Below are 21,623 nucleotides of genomic sequence, written 5' to 3'. Positions count from 1 at the left end.
TGAGGAAGGATGATAGAACATGAAGGAAAAAATTGCAGTGATCGGGATGAGCTTCCAGCTTCCGGAGGCGGAAACGCGGGAACAGCTGCACTGGAATTTGGTGCGAAAAAAAGTTTCTGTGCGGGACGTGAGCGATGCCAGAAAACAGCTTGCAAGCGGAGCAGTACCGGATGCGCTGCAGCTGGCAGCTGTGGAGGATCTGGCGCTGTTTGACAACAGCTTTTTCGAGATCTCCAACCGTGAGGCTCGTGCCATGTGTCCGGAAGCACGTCTTTCGCTGACACATGCAGCTAAGGCAATTCTGGATGCCGGCTATGCGCTCTCGGCATTTCGGGGAAGCGTCTGCGGTGTCATTGTTTCGCAGAGCGATTCCAACTATCAGCTGGGAGAGACGCAGCGGGACGGCTTTATCTTTACCGGAAATCTTCCGGCGATGACTGCCGGAAATATTGCCTATTATCTGGATCTGCGTGGACCGAATCTCACGCTGTCCAGTGCATGTGCGTCCACTTTGGCAAGCGTGCACGAGGCGGTTTGGAAGCTTCGGCTCCATGAGGCAGACTGGATGCTGGTGGGCGGTGCAGAGCTGGCACAGATCGATCGTGGCACTGTGGAAGAGGTGCGTGCCTCCGGCATCGTGTCGAACACCAGTTGCTGTCACGCCTTTGACCAGTGCGCAGACGGCATGATCTCCGGCGACGGCGCAGGTTTTCTGCTGCTGAAGCGCTACGAGGATGCCGTGCGGGACGGCGATCATATTTACGGCTGCATTCTTTCCTCTGCTATGAACGGCAACGGCGCACGCTCCGGCAATCCCACAGCGCCCAGCGCCGAAGCGGAGGCAGAGGTCGTTCGTCGTGCCTGGGAGACTGCGGACTTGACTTCGGATGACATCACGGAAATTGAAGCCCACGGCACAGGGACGATCGTTGGTGATCCTATTGAAGCAGAGAGTATTCAGCGCTGCATGACGGGAAATCATCGGGAGCATCCGCTGTATGTTTCTGCGCTGAAATCCAATGTGGGACATCTGGGAAATATAGCTGGGTTTGCTGCGCTGGTCAAGGTGCTCACCGGTTTTGAACATCACGTGTGCTATCCCATTGCCGGATTGCAGACGCTGAATCCGGCGATCTCAGCAGATGGCGTGGAGTTTGTGAAAGAACCGGTACTCTATACACCGGAGGAAAAGCGTATTGCCGGAATCAGTGCGTTTGCATTTAACGGCACCAATGTGCATGTGGTGGTGGAGAATCAGCTGCCGCAGGAAACGAAATCCAATTGGAATACATCGCAGGAGTATGTGCTGAAAATCAGTGCAAAGGAAGAATCTGCGCTGGAACTGTATTTGCAGGAAATTTATAAAACACTGCGGGATACCCGTGAAGATTTCATGGACTGTGTGGCAACCCTGAATCTTGGGCGGGACGATTTCGCCTGCCGTGGTGCCGTGACATTCCGCACCAAAGAAGAGTGCCTGCAAAAGCTGTGCAGCTGTGCGGTACATCGCTGCCCGAAACATGGCGGCGTTGCGCTCTGCGGAGAGAACGCAGAGGCGATGACAGCACGCCTTGCAAATTGCGGGGTTGTTCTGGTGAAGCCGGAGCAGGCAGAAGTACAGATCGCAGCAGATGGAAAGAGCGTGGCACAGCTTCTCGCTTCGTGCTATTGCAGCGGCGCAGAAGTGGATTGGAAGCGGTATTTCGCCGGCGTTTCGTTCCATCGGGTTTCCCTGCCGTGCGACAACATGACAAAGAAGCTGTTCTGGCATAAGACAAAAGAAACAGAAGAAATCGCAGAATCTGCACCGGCAGCGCCTGTTGCTGTTGAAACCGAGAAGCTGGCAGAAACTCCGGCAGTTCCGGCAGCACCGGAAGAATTGGAAGCCCCTCAGTCCATGGAAGAACATCTGCTTCAGATTTTTCGGAGTGGACTGGAAGATGACACCCTTCAGGCAGAGGATTCTATTTTCGATGCCGGCGCAAATTCCATGACGATTCTGACACTGATTGACGATCTCAAGGATGCGGGAATTACGCTGGAACTGGCGGAGTTCTACCAGTATGACAGTGCAGCAAAGCTGGCAGAGTATTTGGAATCCGGACAGCCGGCTGCGGATGCAGCAGCGGAAGAAGTTTCGGCTCCAGCGGAGAAAACGGCAGAACCGCAGGATCTGGTGCAGGTACTCCTGGAGGCTTGCCGCAGCGGACTGGATGACGACACCCTGACAGAGGATGACTCCCTGTTTGATGCCGGTATTAACTCCATGTCGATGATGATGGTGATCGATGATCTGGAGGAACAGGGATTGACACTGAAACTCGCCGATTTCTACGACTGTGAAACGGTGAGAGAGCTTGCAGCACGCATGGAAACACAGAAAGGAACGGTGTGAGGATGGAGCAGAAGTTTTATCAGAACGAAAATGGCGTGAGCCGATTCCCATTGGAGGATTTGTCCGCAATCATGATGGATCTGCATTACAAGACGGGAAACAACATGAACATTGCACTGGGAATTCGGTTTCAGGGAAAGCTGAATCTGGAAAAGCTGGAAAAGGCGATTCAGCGCCTGTACGATTGCAACGATGCATTTCGGATGATGTTCTATCAGACCGAAACGGGCTATGAGTATTCCATTTTGAACGAGTACACCTATCATCTGGAAATCATAGAAACCGAGGGTGATACCGAAGAGGCACGCTTTGCCGATGCCAAGACGAAAATCGACGCAGACGCACAGAACCCCATTGACCTGCTGCATGAACTGGGCGTGCGGTTCCGCTGCTTCCGCATCGGGGAGAAAGACCACATCATCTATGTGAATGCCCATCATGTTATTTTTGACAGCGCATCGCTGTTCCTGACCATTCAGGAGCTGATTACCAACTATATGACACCCGGAGTATTTCAGCGCTCTGTGGGACAGAAGAACAATCTGCTGCAATACTATCAGGATATGGACGAACTAAAACGCACCAAGGGCGAGTATTATCATGGTTACTGGGGAAAAGAGATCGCCGGTTATGAACGGCAGGCTGTCACACCGCCGGAGAAAAAACTGAATGCAGATTCCCAGCTGCTCTTCCACATCTCCCTGCCCAAGGCGAAGCTGGAGAAAACTGCGAGAAAGATGAAAGTTTCTCCGTTTGGACTGATGATGGCAGCGTATCATCTGGGACTGGATACCGTGTTCCAGAGAAAGGACACGGTTGTTGGATTTTCCTTTGTGGAGCGCACCGACCCTAAGTATAAGGATACCATTGGACCGTTGGTGGTGGCATCGCCCAATCGAATCACATTTGATCCGGAGGAGGGCGCACTGGACTTCATTCGCCGTGTGACCAATAAGATTTATGAGAACATGAAGTACGCAGCGTACATTCCCATTGAAACACAGATCACAGCACAGTTCATGGTTTCCTATGCCAACACCGGAAACATGGGGGAAGGCGGCGGTATCACACCGGTAATCCCTTATGTGAAACGGAAGTACGATGACTGTCTGATGCTGGACATCAACAATACCAGGGATACCATCGAATTTGACGTGCAATGCGATCTGACGCTTTATCAGCGGGACGAGGTTGCACGTATCATTGACATCACACGGCGGTTCTTGGAAGATGAACACCTGATGGAGAATCTGCCGCTGCGCAGTTATACGGGAGAAGAGAACGGGGGATTGGATTGAAACCGCAAAGTGTTATGATAACAGGGGCTTCTGGTGAGATCGGCGCAGCCATTGCTGAGGTATTTGCCAGAAACGGCTGCCAGCTCTGCCTTTGCTGCCGGTCGCCGAAAAAATTGGAGTCGCTGAAAGCCTGCGCACAACAGATGTCAGACAAATACAGTGTGAATGTGACCACATGGCTGTTTGACGTTTCTGATAAGGCGCAGTGCAAAGAGGCTGTGAAACAGGCAGTGGCTGCGATGGGCGGTCTGGATGTTCTGGTCAACAATGCCGGCATCATTGACTACGCTCTGCTGATTCGGGAGCGGGAGGAGGAATACCGTGCTGTCATTTCCGCCAATCAGGACGGCACATTCTTTTTGATGCAGGAGGCTGGTGCGGTGATGAAAAAGCAGCGCAGCGGCAGCATTGTCAACACGTCCTCCGTTGCCGGATTGAAAGGCTGTATCGGCTCTTCTGCCTATGCGGCATCCAAGGGCGCAATCAATGCTCTGACCATGACGGCAGCAGCGGAACTGGCTGCCTACGGAATTCGTGTCAACGCCGTGGCGCCGGGAATGATCGATGGCGGTATGACAAATCTGCTCAGCGAAGAAATCAAAGCACGTTCTGCCCAGTCCTCCGTAATGAAGCGGTTCGGCACACCGGCAGAGGTGGCAGAGGCGGTCTATTTTCTCGCTTCTCCGGCGGCGTCCTATATTACAGGACAGATTCTGCGGGTAGACGGCGGAATGAATGTGTAAACAGGGGGGTACTATGGAACATCAAACATCATTTTCATTGACCGGGGTAGCGCTGGCGTATCTGATGGGACGGGATCCTACCGCTGATCTGGGCGGCAATGCCACAGGATTTTACTTTGAGTGCGAGGGCACATGCGATAGGGAACGGCTGGCACAGGCAATTCAAAAGGTAATCGTGCATCAGCCCATGCTCCGCACCGTAATTTTTCCGGACGGCACACAGGCGGAGCTGACAGAGATTCCTGTTTATCACATGCCGGTGATTGATCTCTCCCATAGTTCGGAAGAGGAAATCGAGGCGTTTTTCCGGAAACTGCGGGAGGAGCAGTCCCACGAGATCTTTCCTGTGGGACAGTGGCCCATGTTCCGCATCTCATTCTACCAGCTTCCGCAGAACCGGAGCCGGGTGGTATTCTCGTTCGACATGATGCTGGTAGACCGGTTCAGCATTGAGATTCTCGTCAAGGAGCTGCACGACTGCTACGAGAATCCGGAATTGACACCGGAACCGCTGCTCCATGATTATCGGCAGTATGTGGAACTTCTGGCAGAAGAACGCAGCCGGAAGCTGGAGCAGGATCGTGCCTTCTGGGAGAGGCAGATTCCGGAGATGCCGCTGGCACCTGCTATTGCGCTGGAGGCCGGCGAACACAGCAGCGGACGTTTTGACACCAAGGTAAAACGGTATTCGGCAGAATTTTACCAGAAGCTGCAGGATGTGCTCTACGAGAACCGGATTCTGCCCTCGGTTTATTTGCTCTACTGCTATGGCAAGTGTCTGTGCCGATTCAGCGGAACCGATGCCCTCTCTGTCAGCATGACCGTTTCGGAACGAAGCCCCATGCAGCATGTCTTTTCCGATGTTATCGGAGATTTCACGAAGCTGCTGCTGGTAGATCTGGAGAGCGGCGGCACACAGCCGTGGACAGAGGTTTGCCGTAAGCTGCAAAAGAAGATCCGGACGTATCTCAAACACACTGCTTTTGACGGCCTGGATGTCATGAAAGAGATCGCACGGCGGGAACAGCTGGGAGGCAAGGCAGCATTTCCCTTTGCCTTTACCAGCCGTCTGACTGCCGGCGACGAGAGCTACTGGGATTTTCTGGGCGAAATGGTGTACCGCATCAGCCGGACACCGCAGCTGGCAGTGGACTGCCAGATTTCCGAGCATTGCGGCGAACTGGAGGTGCGCTGGGATTACCTGACCGGTGTGCTGCCGGAGTCGTTTGTGCAGAATATGTTCCTGTATTTTCTGGATACCATCGAGGGCACTTGGGAGAATCGTCCGGCATCCGCCGGAATTCCGGTGCAGGAAGTGGAGGCGTATAATGCCACGGAAACAGAGATTCCTGTGACGACACTGCAAAATCTGATTGCTGCGCAGGTGGAGCGCACTCCCAACCGCATTGCGCTGACGGCGGGAGAAAAGCGTTACACATATCGGGAATTGTGGGACACAGCCGGCACCATTGCCGGAACGCTCCGCCGGAAGTACGGGAGCGGCAGATGCATTATGGTGGACGGAAAGCGCTGCGGAGAAACCATTCTCCTCATGCTAGGCATTCTTCGTTCCGGAAACGCCTACGTGCCCTTTGATCTTGCCTATCCGCAAAAGCGGATTGATGCCATTCGGGAGAGCTGCGATGCTGCGGCAATTCTGACTGCGGACATGGTGCAGACGCTGACTGCAGAAAATCCCGATGGTGCAATGCCGCTTCTGGGAAATCCGGAAGACGTGGCATATATCATCTTCACCTCTGGCAGTACCGGCGTTCCCAAGGGCGTTGTTATCACGCAGGATGCCGTGTGCAACACCATTCAGGACATCAACAGCCGCTTTGGCGTGACCGAGGAAGACTGCATCATCGGCATTTCCGCCTTCTGGTTTGATCTCTCCGTCTACGATATTTTCGGCGCATTTTCCACCGGCGCCCATCTGGTGCTCTGCGAACGGGTAGACATTGACACCATTGCTGATCTAATGCACCGCTATCCGGTGAGCTTCTGGAATACCGTTCCGGCAATCATGGAGCTGCTGGCGGATTCCGGCGAATCGTTTTCCGGTTCACCGCTGCGGAATGTGCTGCTCAGCGGTGACTGGATTCCGCTGGAACTGCCCCGGAAGATTCAGAATTGTTTTCCGGCGGCAAAGGTTTGCAGCCTGGGCGGTGCAACGGAGGCATCCATCTGGTCGATCTATTATCCCATTAATGAGGTACAGCCCGCATGGAACAGCATTCCCTATGGCTATCCGCTGGCGAACCAGACTATCTATGTGCTGAATGCAGCCGGAGAAATTTGTCCGGTTGGCGTGCAGGGAGAGATTTGCATTGGCGGAAGAGGCGTTGCCAAGGAGTACTGCGCCAGTCCCAAGGAAACCGAGGCGCACTATTTCCAGCATCCGCAGTTCGGTCGGCTGTACCGCACCGGGGACTACGGGAAATTTGCCGAGGCGGGATATGTCATCTTCTGCGGAAGAATCGACCAGCAGGTCAAGCTGCACGGCTTCCGCATTGAGCTGGGAGAAATCGAGTCCGCTCTGCTGAAAACCGAGGCAGTGGAAAAGGCGCTGGCAGTCATCACAAGAAGTGAAAGTGGTGCAAGCTTTCTCACTGCCTATGTTGTGCCGAAGGAAGGCGTGCCCTATTCCGAGGAAGCGCTGTTTCACTCCATTGCGGAGCGTGTGCCGGAATACATGGTGCCGTCCTTCCTGGTGCAGCTGGATGCTTTCCCGCTGACACCCAACGGAAAGGTAGACCGAAAGGCACTTCCGGTTCCCGCATTGGAGGAATCGGGCTACGAGGCACCGCAGACCGAACTGGAACAGGCGGTAGCGGAGATCTGGCAGCAGGAACTCTCCGAGGAAGCTGTTGGACGCAGCGACAACTTCTTCTATCTCGGCGGCGACTCCATGACCGGACTTCGTGTAACCAGTCAGATTCAACAGAAGCTGGGCATCTCAGTGGAAATCGCAGAACTGTTCAATGCGCCGGTATTGCAGGCGTTCTGCCAGACGCTGGCAGAGAAACAGACGGCGCATCAGGAGGAACTGCCGCAAATTCAGCCGGAGCCGGAACTGGAAAACGAGCCATTCCCGCTGACTGCCGTACAGCGTTCCTACTGGATGGGTGCACAGGGTATGCTGAAAATGAGCGGTGTTACCACCCATGCATTCTGCGAGGTGCAGTGCGAGAATCTGGACATTTCCCGTGCAGAGCAGGCGTTCAATTATGTGATTGCCCAGCAGGGAATGATGCGTGCCGTGGTGCGTGGCGATGGCATGCAGGTGATTTTGTCGGAAGTTCCGTACTATACTTTTGCTGTGCAGCAGACAGACGGCGCAGCATTTGAGGATGCCTGCACAGCTCTGCGGCAGGAGATGGAGCATGAGCGATTCCAGTCTGACCGGTGGCCGCTGTTCCGTGTGGCTGCGGTGACTAGCGGAACACAGACCAGACTGTTCCTCGATCTGGACAATCTGATTTTCGATGGCTTCAGTGTGCAGCTGCTGTTCCGTGAGTGGAACGCATTTTACGAAGATCCGCAGAAATCCGTGGAAAAACGGCATCTCTCGTTCCGGGATTATGTGCAGGCACTGTATGCGCTGCAAGAGACCAAGCGGTACGCTGAGGATAAAACGTATTGGCAGGAGCAGATCGCCAAGATGCATCCGGCACCGGAACTGTTTACGGAGACCTCTCCCGACACGCTGGAAACTCAGAGCATCCTGCACATCCAGAAAGCGCTGGAACCGGCAGTATGGCAGAAGCTTCAGGAAAATTGCCGGAACAACGGACTGACGCTCTCTTCCGTTCTGCTGACGGCATACGCACAGATGCTGGCGCTCTGGAGCCGCCGTCCGGCATTCACTGTCAATCTGACACAATATAACCGTCTGTTTTCGCATCCGGAGATTCAGGAACTGGTGGGCGACTTCACGTTGCTCTCCATGATGTCCATGGAGGTCAGGGGCAGCGAGAGCTTTGCGCAGGCAGCGCAGAGAATCCAGACCGATCTGGCATCGCATATGTCCCACCCCTATTACGGCGGTGTAGAGGTGCAGCGGGACTATGCCCGTGCCAACCAGCGGGAGGGCGTGATCTTCCCGGTCGTGTTCACTGTAACAGTGGGCATGACTGCCGGAAAGACAGAGCGCATGTTCGGAAACGTCGCACGCATTTCCACGGAAACCCCGCAGGTATGGCTGGATTGTCAGGTGACCGAATTGAACGGCGGACTCTATGTCAGCTTTGAAGCAGTTCAGGAATTGTTCCGGGAACAGACCGTGCGGGAGATGGCGGAGTTTTACCGCAGCCTGCTGCTGCATCTGGCAGAGTCCTCGGAAGTGTGGAATGTGAATATGACTGAGGTGCTCTACCGCAACGCCATGATTCCCACACTGCCTCAGCGGGAGAAGCTTTCCGCCATTCCGCCGGTGGACGGCGGAATGACCTTGGAACGGCTCTTCGTGGAGCAGGTAAAGCGCAATCCCAATGCAATTGCTGTGGCTGATGCAGAACGGGAGATCACCTATGGACAGCTGTTTTACGAGGCATATCAGCTGAGCCGTGCCGTGCAGCAGTCCGGTCAGAAAATTGCTGCTGTGCTGCTGAAAAAATCGTGGCGGCAGGTGACAGCCGTTCTGGGAATTCTCATGGCAGGGGCTGCTTATCTGCCGCTGGATGTGGGCAATCCGGATATGCGTATCACGGAGATCCTGCAAAAGGCGGAGACAGATCTTTTGCTCACAGAGCAGGAACTGGCAGACCGTGCCGCAGGACTTTCCGTGCGTCCGATCTTCGTGGAGGCACAGACGCCGGCAGCAGAACTTCCGGTATATACACCGGTGTGCCAGCCGGATGACCTCGCCTATATCATCTTTACCTCCGGCAGTACCGGTACACCAAAGGGCGTAATGATCTCTCACCGTGGCGCTGTCAATACGATTTTGGATGTCAGTCAGCGGTTTGGCATCGGCAGCACTGACCGTACCATTGCCGTTTCTGCACTGAACTTTGACCTCTCGGTCTATGACATTTTTGGCATGCTCAGCTGCGGCGGTGCAGTGGTCGTGCCCAGCGAGGCAGACCGAAAAGACCCGAAACGTCTGGCGGAGCTGGTGCGTGCACAGCATGTCACCGTTTGGAACAGCGTTCCGGCATTCATGCAGCTCTTTGCGGAGAATGTGGCACTGAAAACAGATGCGGCATCGCTACGGGTGGTCATGATGAGCGGCGACTGGATTCCGCTGGCGCTGCCGGAAAAACTTTTGGCAGCACTTCCGAATACCGCTGTCTACAGCTTGGGCGGTGCGACCGAGGCGTCCATCTGGTCCAACTATTATCCGGTGACGAAAGTCGAACCGTCCTGGCGCAGCATACCCTACGGCTATCCGCTGTCCGGACAGGGATTCCGCATTCTCAACGAGAACATGCAGGATTGTCCGCCGAACGTCATCGGAAAACTGTACATCACGGGAACCGGCGTTGCCATGGGCTATCTGCACGATCCGGTTCTGACCGCAGAGCGGTTCCTCACAGACCAGCGCACTGGACAGCGGCTCTATGACACCGGAGATCTCGGCATGTACTGGGAGGACGGCACGATGGAATTCTTCGGACGGGAGGACTTCCAGGTGAAAATCCGTGGACACCGCATCGAACTGGGCGAGATCGAAGCGGCACTGCTGCACAGCGGTCTGCTGCGTGAGGCGTGCGCCTTTACCATTGCACACAACGGCAGAACACATCTGGCAGCAGCGGTGGTTGCAGAAAATCCCGCCGGCGATGATATGACCGAAGCGCTGCTGGAATCCGCCAGGGAACGGCTGCCCGGCTATATGATGCCGTCCGTCCTGTTCCAGGTGGATTCACTTCCGCTCACTGCCAACAGCAAGATCGACCGCAAGGCGCTGGTGGCACAGGGCGTGGAAACGCTGAAGCAGCACAGCGGCACGGCAGAAACGGTGCTGAGTGCAGCAGAACAGCAGATCGCAGCAATCTGGCAGAGCGTTTTGAATACGCAGGAGATTCCGGAGGCCGACGAAGATTTCTTCGATTTCGGCGGTGACTCTCTGGACATTGTCAAGGTTCGTACCATGCTGTCTGACCTTGCCGGAAGAGAGATTGAGATCACCGAGCTGTTTACCGACCCAACGGTTTCCGGTATGGCTGCACTGGTACAAGAGGAGGCATCTGAATCGTGAAAGTGAAAGACAAGTGCTTTCCGTTTGGCATTCCGCCGGAGGCAGACACATTGCTGTTCTGTTTTCATCACGCCGGCGGAAACGCCGGACAGCTGCGCAGCTGGTGCGGTGTGAAGAACGACATCGCCGTGGTACCGGTGGAGTACGCCGGCCACGGCTGCCGGATGGGGGAGAAATTCTCCAGCGGACTCTGCGAGATTGCCGAGGAGCTTGCCGGTAAAATTGCAGTAGCATGCCTTGGAAAAAAGGTCTATCTCTACGGCCACAGCCTTGGTTCGCTGATTGCCTTTGAAACGGTCAAGTGTCTGGAAAAATGGCACGTGCCGGTACAGGGTCTGGTAGTCGCCGGACGGGGTGCACCCTTTGATCGGGACTGCAGTTCCTTCCGCAGCTGCATGGGAAGAGAGGCACTGCTGGAGGAGATGCGCCGGCTGGGCGGCATGGATGACCGGATTCTGGAAGATCAGGGCTTCATGGACTACTTCGCCCCCATCATTCTCAGCGACTATGCGCTGTTCGAGAATTATTGCTATGACAAGGGCTGCATTCATGCCCCCATCTGTGCCCACTGCGCCATGCAGGATGTGGAGACATCGCCGGAGCAGATGTCCCATTGGAGCATGGTGACCAACGGGGCATTTGAGGAAACCGTGTTCGAGGGCGGGCACTTCTTTGTGCTGGAATCCGAACAGTATCTGGAAACATTATTGGAAACCGTCAGAAAGATGAAAAGAGGAGTGTATTATTATGATCGTAAACAAGGAACAGATTCGGGAGATTGCCGCAGACGCGCTTGAGATCGAGCCGAAGCAGATCGGGGATCGGGATCATTTCGTACAGGATCTGGCAATGAATTCGCTGCAAATGCTGGACTGCGTGGCAGAGATCGAAGATCAGCTGGATGTGCGGATTCCCAAGACAGACATCCGCAGCCTGACCTGTGTGGAACAGATCGTGGATTATCTGGAGGCACTTTAAGCCATGAAACATCGTGTTGTAATTACGGGAATCGGCGTTGCCTCCGTCAGCGGATTTGGCAAGGATGCTTTTTTCCGGAATGTCTGGAAGGGAGAGAGCCATATGACACCGCTGCAAGGCGGGATATATGGAGAGGAGTTTCAGGGACAGTACGGACTGCTGGATGCAGCGGAACTGGCAGCATATGAAGCGAGATATCTGACACCGCAGGAAAAGGATTATGCGCCTTGCTGCCGTCTGACCCTTGCCACAGCTGTGGAAGCAGCGGAGGATGCCGGATTGCCGGAGACTTCGGCAGATGTTTCTCCGCTGGCGTGCGGTGTTTCCCTTGGAACGACTCACGGGGAGCTGCACTGTCTGGAACAGCTTCTGAAGGAACATCCGGACTTGTCCATGGAGGAGGCGATGGCAGCAATGCCCCATGGAGAGATTGCAGCTGCCATTGCCCGACGGCTGCACTGTTCCGGGGATGTGCTGCTGCACACAGATGCCTGCGCATCGGGAAACATTGCAGCAGCGCATGCCTTTCAGATGATTCGCTCCGGCAGATTGAAGCGGGTGATTACCGGCGGTGTGGATCTGTATTCCATGATCTCCGAGGGAACGTTTTCCATTCTTCGGGCGCTGGCAAAGGAAAAGCTTCGCCCGTTCGATCGGGATCGAAACGGCATTATCCTCAGCGAAGGTGCCGCAGTTCTGGTGCTGGAGGAGCTGGAAACAGCGCTGGCACGAAAAGCACACATCTACGGCGAGATCATCGGACAGGGACAGAGCAGCGATGCCTACCACATGGCAGCGATGGATCCGGAGGCAACGGGGATTCTTGCAGCAATGGAGCGTGCCGCGAACGATGCGCACATTGCCAGAGATGCCATCAATTACATCTGCCTGCACGGCACTGGAACTGTGACCAACGACGCCTGCGAAATGAAAGCAGTTTCGGAATTTTTTGGCGAAGATGCCAGCAGAATTTCCGCCTCCTCCATCAAGGGAACACTGGGGCACGCTTTGGGTGCTGCGGCAGCATTGGAGCTTGCAGCGTGCGCCATAACGCTGGATACCGGTGTAGTTCCGCCCAACTGCAATGTGCAGAATCTGGATGAGCACTGCACGTTCCGGCTGGTGACACAGCCGGAGAAACTGGAACCGGAGGTTGTGCTGAACAGCGCATATGCCTTTGGCGGAAGCAACAGCTGTGTCCTGCTGAAAAAGTGGAGAGGGGAGGCACCGGCATGAACATTGGAATCGGTAGAATTGCAGAAGCGTCTGCACCCTATCGGGAAAAGGCGAAAGAGAGTACAACTGCAACAGCTATACAAGCAGCAGCGCAAGAAGTGCTGGCACAGAATCCGCCGGAATCGGCGGAGAAAATCGGCATCATTGGTGCCTATGCACAGGGACCGGCGGATATCTACCGGTTCAACGGCGGAAAGCTCTGCGAACGGGGCATCCGTGGTATGCGTCCGCAGAAAGCCATTCACTCCATTCTCTGTGAGCCGGCGTGTCAGACAGGAATCACCTGCCACATCAAAGGCTTTCAGATGTCCGTCATCGGCGACAAGCTGGTGGGCATACAAGGACTTGCTCTGGCAGCAGATGCACTGTCGGACGGCATGGCGGAAACGGTGCTTCTGACGGAAGGGGATATGTACGGCGATACCGCACAGGGCGGTGCAGTGCTTCTTAGCAAAACTGAACCGGCAGCCACGCTGCTCGCTGTCCGAACAGGCTTCCTCTATGACATGGCGCAGAAGCAGCAGATGACAGCGCAGTTTTTGGAGCAGCTCTGTCGGGATGCAGGACTTTCTCAGCGCCCCTGGACGATCTCCGACACGCCGGAACTTGGCGCAGACGAGGAGATCCCTCCGCTGGATGGCGGAATGGGCGGGATTCGTGCCCTGCAGGCGGCGTATGCCCGTCTTGCTGCCGGAACGGAACAGGTGCTGTTTTGCTCCGTGTCGGCGCAGAGAACCATGGCAGGTATGATATTGCAGAACCGTAACGCGCAGAAATAGGAGAGATCATTGTGTTTATTGAAGTGAAAAATGCAGTCAAGCAGTATGGAAAGGGAGATGCCGCAGTCCACGCACTGGACGGCGCAAGTTTCTCCATGGAAAAAGGGGAGATCGGCGTTATTCTCGGCGCATCCGGCTCCGGAAAAAGTACGCTTATGAATATGCTGGGCGGAATCGACACGCTGGACAGCGGTACGATTATCGTGGACGGCGTGGAGATCAGCGGCTATCGGAAAAAACAGCTGGTGGAGTACCGGCGGGAGAAGATCGGCTTTGTCTTTCAGTTCTACAATCTAATTCCCAGCCTCACAGCACGGGAAAACATTGAAACCACCATTGACATTGCAGTCAATCCGGCAATCGACAAGAAAGAGCTGATGGATCGGCTGGACATCACGCCGTTTGCCAACCGCTATCCCAGCGAGCTCTCCGGCGGTCAGCAGCAGCGTGTGGCAATTGCAAGAGCCATCGCCAAGAATCCGGCGCTGCTGCTTTGCGATGAGCTGACGGGTGCACTGGATTCCAAGTCGGCACGGGAAGTGCTCTCCTTTGTGGAAAAGGTCAACCAGATGTACCACACTACGGTTCTGATCATTACGCACAATGAGACGATCCAGGGCTTTGCAGATGTGATCATCCACGTCAGGGACGGAAAAGTGACGAAGCAGGAGAAAAATCCGCACAAGATTCCTGTTTCCGAGCTGGAACTGTAATGGCGTTGGAAAGAGAGGTGCACGGCTTTGAAATCATATCAACATACATTTAAAAGGGATTTTCGAAAGAATCTCTCCTTTTATATCTCCATTGGTTTGCTGACGATGTTTACTGTTTTCCTGTCGGCGGTGGGATTTACCGATGCCATCATGATTACAGAGGATGTCAGCAGTCTGATGGATACCTGCCACGTGGAAGATGCGCAGTTTCTGACGGCACTTCCGCTGTCGGAGGATGACATTGCAAATCTGGAGGAGAAATATCAGACACGGGTGGAACAGGATGCCTATATGGATGCGGAGGACGGCGATAAGACGTTCCGGTTCTTTCATCCCATGGAAAATGTCAACCAGTACAGCCTGCTGGAGGGCGAGAATGTCAAGACGGATAACGACATCCTGCTGGACCGTGATTTCGCCAATGCCAATGAACTGGAAATCGGCGACATCTACCGTATCGACGGCGAGGATTTTCACATCAGCGGACTTGCCGTTCGTCCGGATTACCTCTATTCCAAAAAGAGCGAGAGCGATCCGTGGGTGGACAAGGAAAACTTCGCCATGGTACAGGTGACACCGGAGGCATACGACAAGCTGCGGGAGGAACACACGTGGGAGGAAACTACCTACTATTCTGTGGAATATGAGAAGGAATCCCTCTCCGATGATTTTCGGGATACCATCTACCACGATTACAGCGCTTATGTCTACACCGCAGCCAACGCCAACAGCCGTATTCAACAGCCTGCCAATGCGGGAAAGACCATTACTACGGAAGCCTTTGTTTTGATTCCGATTCTGGTCATTGTCATTCTGCTGCTGGTTTCCATTGTCATCGGCAGAATGCTAGAACGGGAACAGAAGTATGTGGGAACAATGACGGCGCTGGGCTACCGCAAGCGGGAAATCGGCGTGCACTATATGATCTACGCCATGATCCCCGGCGTGCTGGGCAGTGTGCTGGGACTGATTTTGGCGCTGCTCTGCGGCAAGGGCGTGGCGATGTACTTTGTCATCGACTACCAGCGCATCAACTACAACTACTACATCCGACCTGTCGTTGCAATTCTCTGTCTGCTTTTGCCGGCAGTGTTGTTTGGTCTGGTGGCATACTGGAAGACCGTGCGGATGCTCCGCAGAAGCGTGGTTTCTATGCTGACCGAACGGGACGACCGCAAGACCAAGAACCGGGGCATGCTGAAAAACAGCAATATGAATTTCCGCTCGAAGTTCCGGATTCGGGAGCTGTTCTCCCATATGGGACGGACGCTGCTGGTGCTGTTCTGTCTGTTCCTCAGTTCGTTCCTCTGTCTGGATAGCTTTGCCATGCGGGATATGGTGGATGCGCTGGTGGATCAGGGCGCAGAGAGCGCATCGGTATATGATTACACCTACTATCTGAACCATATGGACGCAGAGAACAAGTACGAGGGATACCACGGCATCACTGTCTCTTTCGAAACCACCGACAATCACGCAGCCATTACGCTGACAGGCATTCCGGCAGACAGCGCATTCGATGACATTGCAATGAAAGAGGGCACATTCTCTTCGAAGGGCGGATACTATATCTCCAATGCTGTTTCCGTGGAACGTGATCTGCACAATGGTGATACCATCACCATTGCCAATACGGTGACACTGGAAGAGACTGAAGTGAAGATCGATGGCGTAGTTGCGGACAACACCCAGCAGGTAATTTACACCTCTTATGAAAACGCTAAAGATGTCATGGGTCTGGACGGCGACTACTACAACATCGTATATTCCAACGAAAAGATCGACATCGACAGCGATGACCTGGCATATCTGAGCGACAACGAATCCATGCTGGATACCTTTGAAAATGCGATGACGGCATTCAGTTCCTTTATCAATGGCATGATGTTCATGGGCTGTCTGATGAGTGTCATCTCTGTTTACCTGATTGTCAACATGCTGATCGAGGAAAACAAGAGCAGCATCTCCATGCTGAAGGTGCTGGGCTACCGGGATCGGGAGATCAACGGCATTGTGCTGAACGTCAACCACATTCTCGTGGTGCTGGGCTTCCTGCTGGCAGTTCCGGCATGCGTTTCCATGCTGGGCGGTGTTTCTTCTGCCATGGTTTCTGTAATGCACGTGGTACTGGAACCCACCGTCAAGACTTCGTCCGTCCTCATCTGCGGTGTCATCATTCTCATCAGCTACTTCTTCTCACTGCTGCTGCTGCGGAGAAAGGTCAGCAAGATCGATATGGTGGTCAGCCTGAAGGGCAATCGGGAATAACAGGAGGCAATCATGGCAAAGAAAATGATATGGATCGCACACGCCCGGTATGCCGAGGATGCAGCGGTCAATCTGCTCTGTTTTTCCTATGCCGGCGGAAGTGCAGCATACTTCTCACCGCTGAAAGCGGAAATTGACAGCCGCATCAACCTCTGTCCGGTGCTCTATCCCGGCAGGGAACGCAACGCCGGCATTCCTAATTTCGATACACTGGAGGCTTGCGCAAAGGCATTTGTGACAGAAAATCCGCAGCTGTTTCAGAAGCCGGTGGCATTTTTCGGACACTGTACCGGTTCGCTGGTGGCGTATGAAGCTGCAATCGCAGCGCAGAAACAATACGGTGTGAAGCCGGTGCTGTTTTTCGCCTCATCGGCGCCGGCGCCCTCCTGCGAAAACTTCTTTCCGGACATGCAGCTCACGCCGGAGGACATGACACGCTACCTGCTGGATAACGGCATGATCGATGCGGCGTTTGCCGAAAATCCCATGTTTCGCAGCTATTTCCTGCCGCTGATGCAGCAGGATCTGGCGATGCATTTGCAATATCGCCCTCGTGTGCCGTATGAAAAAATGCACACCAAGGTGCATGTGCTCTATGGCAATCAGGACCCCATGTTTCAGGATGCCAGCCTGATTGCCCAGTGGGGCGCATTTTCAGAGGGAGTAGACGCTACGGAATTTTCCGGCGGTCACTTCTATCTGAATCAGTGCCAGAAGCCAGTGGGACAGCTGGTGACAGAACATCTGCTGCAGGAACTTGCAGGTTTAAGCATATGAGCACAAAGCGCCCCTGTTTCCGATTTCACGGAAGCAGGGGCGCTTTGATTTGCAGAAGATAAAAGGCAATACCGCACAAAGAGCGTCTGGTGACTTTGCACGCCATCTGCTTGCAAATTTCCCGTCATATTTCACAAAAATGCTCGTGAATACATCAAGTATTCACTCCGCTTTTTGTTTCATCTGACGAAAAATTTGACGACGCATCTGTCGCACAATCTTTGTGCGGTGTTGCCAAAAGCAAATCCGTATGTTGCAGTATTTTCTCATGATTTTTTGCAAAATTGCGCTTTTTGGAAGAAAATGAGCGGACTTTTGCAAGTTTTTCTTTTTGAATATTGACACTTTCAACAAAATGTGCTATGATATCGTTGATAGTTTCATTTGTATTGACGGCGTTCGACGAAATGCACGCCAATTTCAAGGAGGTATGGAAAAATGAAACATTGGGTTCGTATGCGGCAGGCGCTGCTCCTGTCGCTGGTTTTGCTGACAGCCTGGATGCTGCCGCTGTTTCGATGGGACGGGGCGGTTCTCTCGGCATCGGCAGTTTCCACGGATTATCCCGCACAGCTGATGCAGCTCGCCGATAAAACCAACGCCAAAGTTTTGACAGAAACCGGAACGTCCGATGGCGCAGCGATTTCGCTGCAGGCACAGGGCAGCGACCTGTCTGCATCGTGGCGGTTTGACCGTGTGGGAAAGGACGGAAACGGTACCTTTTTCAAGCTGGTCAATGCGCAGTCCGGACGGCTGCTGACCCCGCGGAATTATCGTGTATCTGCCGGAACTGACGTGATTCTGTACGGCAGTGAGTCGGCGCAGTCCCAGCATTGGTACGTCATCCCTGTGGCGCAGGATCATCTGGGCAATGATTTGTACTACAAGATCGTGAACTATTCAGACACTGCTCTTGCTTTGACCGCAGGTGCTTCCGGCATGACTCTTGCCAAATACACCGGCGCAGACAGCCAGCTCTGGCTGCTCAATGCCGACGGATTGCAGGGCTTTGCCGGATATTGTTTTGATGACAACACCGGCAACATCAAGGCGGGGGACATTGGCGGTCTGTTCGGCGAGATCGTGGAAGTTTCCACCTTTGCCGACTTGAAAAAATACGCCACTTCAGACACGCCCTACACCATCGTAGTCACAGCAAATCTCAGTGTCACCACGCTGCAAAAGGACTCCTCCGGACGCAACTATTGTCCGGACGGACGCATCTATGTTCACAGCAATAAGACCATCATCGGAAGCTATGCGGCACATACCATGTACAATGTACAGTTCTGTACGTCCTCCAACAGCGGAACGGGCAACAACCTGATTCTGAAAAATTTTGAGCTGCAGCACGATGCAGAGTCCAACGGCAACGACTCCATTGTCGTCTATCTCGGTTCCGGTCAGAATCTCTGGGTGGATCACTGCACCTTTGTGGGACACAGCGATTATAATACGGCTTCTACCGGTCTGCCGGACTGGGACAAATTTTTGGCGTGCTGCTATGATGCCGATTATACTACCGTTTCGGACTGCTCGTTCGGACTTCACGAGTATGGCGTGATTCTAGGCTATCCGGCGGACGATGAGAACTCCTATCAGACTTACAACAATTATCCTCGGATGTCCATCATCAGCAACCGCTTTGAAAAGACACTGACCCGTGGACCGGGACTAATGCGCTACGGTTATTTCCATTCGCTGAACAACTATGTCAAGACGTTCAGCATGGCGTATACGGTACACACAGCGTCGAAAATCTTTGCAGAAAACTGCTACTATGAGGATGGCGGAAATGTCATCTGCGACTGGAACACTGTGACCTATCCCGGTTCCTATGCGGAATCCGGTTCCAAATCGGTGAACTGCAAGCGGACGACCATTGAGGGCTATGCACAGGACTGCACATGGCGGCCAACTTCCAACTACAATACCGTTTCCCGCACCGCTGACGAGGCAAAGACCTATTGTCAGAACTACAGCGGCTGTCAGGACAATCGGAATAACATGATGTATTTGCGGTATGCTGCTGCCGGTGTGCCAAGCGCAGGCTATACAGAAGCACCAAGCGCACCGCAGGCGGAGACATTTGCAGAGGGCTCCACGTATCGCATCAGGAACGTCAACTCCGGACTGTACTTGCAGGTGGCAGGCGCTGCTGCACAGAGTGGTGCCAATGTCCAGCAGTGGGGCACAGACGGCACTTCCGTCCACGATATCTGGAAGCTTTGCAGTGCCGGAGAGGGATACTACTATCTTGCTTCGGTGGTTGGCGACGGCGGAACCTATGTGCTGGATGTCGCCGGAAAAAAGACTGCCAACGGGACGAATCTCGACATCTATCCTTATAATGGCGGTTCCAATCAGCAGTTCATGCTGACGAAAAACGGGGACGGCAGCTATCTCATTCGAACTGGCATCTCCGGCGGAAATTCTGCGGTAGAGGTGGCGGATGCCTCCACAACCTCCGGTGCAAATGTGCAGCAGTGGGAGTGCAACGGGGCAACCTGTCAGAATTGGACGCTGGAACCAGTGGCAGATCCCGGCTGTGCGATGGATACCAGCGTGATCTATACCTTTGAAAACGCCGGTTCCGGTCTGGTGATGGACATTGCAGACGGAAAAATGGCAGATAACACCAACGTCCAGCAGTGGGCTTCCAATGGACTGGATTGCCAGAAGTGGACACTTCGAGCCTTTGGTTCCGGCAATTACTATTGGATTCGCTCGCAGCAGGACAGCGGCTATGCGCTGAAAGCGGACGGCAGCAAAAACGGCGGAAATCTGGCGATTGCTGTGTGGTCTAATAAGGACAGCGCCCAGCTGTTCCGCTTTACCAAGAATCTGGATGGTTCTTACAGCATTTTGACCCATGCCTCCGGTGACTCCTGTTATGTGGAGGTTGCCGGTGCAGCAACCGCAAACGGTGCCAATGTGCAGCAGTGGGAGCCGACCAACAACGATTGTCAGAGATGGCAGGCAAAGACAGAAACCACCACTACAACCACGAAAGTGACGACGACTACCGCCACGACGACGACCACAACCACCGCCAAAACGACTGCTGCCACAAAGGCAACCGCAGCGACTACTACGGAACCGCCTGCGATATCCGGTGATGTCAACGCAGACGGCAAGGCAAATCTGACGGATCTTGTGCTGCTGCAAAAGTGGCTGCTGGGAACATCGGAAACGAAGCTTGCCAATTGGCAGGTGGGAGATCTGAATGCTGATGGGGTGCTCAATGGTTTTGATCTGTGCTTGCTGCGGGAAAAACTGCTGGTCGGGTAAAAAATTTTCAGAATGACTTGATTTGGAACACGTCATCTGGTATAATAAGAAAAACAGGAAAAAGGAGGCACTTGCAATGAAGATGACATCTGCTCAGGCGGCGAAATTACTCCGCCAGCTGAATGAGGAACTTCGGACACTTCAAAAACGGGAGAACAATACCCGTTCATTTTGCGCATCGCTGGGAGAGGACGTGGAGTCGGTTCGTCCGGAATACGACTATGCGGCAATGCAGGAGGCACAGAGTCAGGTGGAGGCCAAGATTCGTCACTTGAAGCATGCTCTGAACTGTTTCAATGCGTCCACGGTGATTCCGGAATTTAACATGACCATTGACGAAATGCTGATCTATCTGCCCCAGCTGACCCGGCGCATGGAAAAGCTCTCCGCCATGAAAGATGTTTTGCCGAAAGCACGGGAGGATACTTTCCTGCGTAACAGCTCGTCCGTCATCGACTATCGCTATGCCAACTATGACATTGCCAAGGCAGACGCCGACCACAGCGCTGTGATGGAGGAGCTTTCCAGAGCGCAGACTGCGCTGGACTACATCAACAATACAGTAGAGATGGAAATTGAACTCTGAGAAGTTTTCCGTCTGCGAGAAATCCCGCCTTGTTTTTTATGAATGCCTGGAAGATGTTCGATGTTTTTGTGATCCGTTATTCGTTATTTTAGAATGTACGGTTTCTGTTCAGGGTTTTCGGTGAATGACTTCTGAAAAATTTATGATTTTGCCTCGTAAGAGGCACTTGGGAGTTCCCGCAGAAAAAACTTTTGGCGGTGGAGTTCGGTTTAACACTGCAATTTATCCCGTTTCTGCGGAAAAGCAGCGGGACAAAAAACGGCACGCCGGAGAGAATCCGGCGTGCCGTTTGATATTTTGATTCTTTGTGCGAAATTGTTAGAGCTTGTGTTCATAGGAAATATATGCGGATTT

At 53.7% G+C, this 21,623-nt stretch carries 13 protein-coding genes; all 13 read left to right on the top strand.

Annotated elements, in window-relative coordinates; genetic code table 11:
- Positions 1-19 precede the first annotated feature (19 nt).
- The 13 genes from QZL66_RS00955 to QZL66_RS00895 all read left to right on the top strand — a co-directional run bounded on the left by QZL66_RS00955 (position 20) and on the right by QZL66_RS00895 (position 21,269).
- The gene (locus QZL66_RS00955; RefSeq protein WP_022409902.1) at positions 20-2,395 is read left to right on the top strand and encodes a type I polyketide synthase; all 2,376 of its coding nucleotides are present in this window, start codon (positions 20-22) and stop codon (positions 2,393-2,395) included.
- Between the two features lie 2 nt (positions 2,396-2,397).
- The gene (locus QZL66_RS00950) at positions 2,398-3,693 is read left to right on the top strand and encodes a condensation domain-containing protein (RefSeq protein WP_022409901.1); all 1,296 of its coding nucleotides are present in this window, start codon (positions 2,398-2,400) and stop codon (positions 3,691-3,693) included.
- The gene (locus QZL66_RS00945; protein WP_293601742.1) at positions 3,690-4,436 is read left to right on the top strand and encodes an SDR family NAD(P)-dependent oxidoreductase; all 747 of its coding nucleotides are present in this window, start codon (positions 3,690-3,692) and stop codon (positions 4,434-4,436) included. The genes QZL66_RS00950 and QZL66_RS00945 overlap by 4 nt, the downstream gene beginning before the upstream one ends.
- Before the next feature lie 13 nt (positions 4,437-4,449).
- Positions 4,450-10,641: a non-ribosomal peptide synthetase gene (locus tag QZL66_RS00940; RefSeq protein WP_022409899.1), complete on the top strand. Its 6,192-nt coding sequence runs from the start codon at positions 4,450-4,452 to the stop codon at positions 10,639-10,641.
- Entirely contained in the window at positions 10,638-11,438 is an 801-nt protein-coding gene (locus QZL66_RS00935; RefSeq protein WP_022409898.1) for a thioesterase II family protein, read from the top strand. Before QZL66_RS00940 ends, QZL66_RS00935 begins: the two co-directional genes overlap by 4 nt.
- Positions 11,389-11,619 (top strand): acyl carrier protein, encoded by a 231-nt coding sequence (locus QZL66_RS00930; RefSeq protein ID WP_022409897.1) that lies wholly within the window; start codon positions 11,389-11,391, stop codon positions 11,617-11,619. Before QZL66_RS00935 ends, QZL66_RS00930 begins: the two co-directional genes overlap by 50 nt.
- A 3-nt stretch (positions 11,620-11,622) precedes the next feature.
- Positions 11,623-12,855: a beta-ketoacyl-[acyl-carrier-protein] synthase family protein gene (locus QZL66_RS00925; protein WP_022409896.1), complete on the top strand. Its 1,233-nt coding sequence runs from the start codon at positions 11,623-11,625 to the stop codon at positions 12,853-12,855.
- Complete coding sequence (locus QZL66_RS00920; protein ID WP_022409895.1) at positions 12,852-13,634, top strand: hypothetical protein; 783 nt, start codon at positions 12,852-12,854, stop codon at positions 13,632-13,634. Before QZL66_RS00925 ends, QZL66_RS00920 begins: the two co-directional genes overlap by 4 nt.
- An 11-nt stretch (positions 13,635-13,645) precedes the next feature.
- Complete coding sequence (locus QZL66_RS00915) at positions 13,646-14,347, top strand: ABC transporter ATP-binding protein (RefSeq protein WP_022409894.1); 702 nt, start codon at positions 13,646-13,648, stop codon at positions 14,345-14,347.
- 27 nt (positions 14,348-14,374) lie between these two features.
- Positions 14,375-16,615 carry an ABC transporter permease gene (locus tag QZL66_RS00910; RefSeq protein WP_022409893.1) on the top strand — a complete coding sequence of 747 codons (2,241 nt, stop codon included), beginning with the start codon at positions 14,375-14,377 and terminating at the stop codon, positions 16,613-16,615.
- Positions 16,616-16,627: 12 nt separating this feature from the next.
- Positions 16,628-17,392, top strand: coding sequence for a thioesterase II family protein (locus tag QZL66_RS00905; RefSeq protein WP_022409892.1), 765 nt, complete (start codon positions 16,628-16,630; stop codon positions 17,390-17,392).
- A gap of 438 nt (positions 17,393-17,830) precedes the next feature.
- Positions 17,831-20,683 carry an RICIN domain-containing protein gene (locus tag QZL66_RS00900; RefSeq protein ID WP_022409891.1) on the top strand — a complete coding sequence of 951 codons (2,853 nt, stop codon included), beginning with the start codon at positions 17,831-17,833 and terminating at the stop codon, positions 20,681-20,683.
- Positions 20,684-20,759: 76 nt separating this feature from the next.
- Positions 20,760-21,269 carry a hypothetical protein gene (locus QZL66_RS00895; RefSeq protein ID WP_022409890.1) on the top strand — a complete coding sequence of 170 codons (510 nt, stop codon included), beginning with the start codon at positions 20,760-20,762 and terminating at the stop codon, positions 21,267-21,269.
- Positions 21,270-21,623 lie beyond the last annotated feature (354 nt).

It is taken from the genome of Ruminococcus sp. CAG:330 (assembly GCF_000437175.1).
Taxonomy (GTDB): Bacteria; Bacillota; Clostridia; order Oscillospirales; family Ruminococcaceae; genus Ruminococcus_C.
This window is presented reverse-complemented; position numbering and strand designations above follow the sequence as displayed.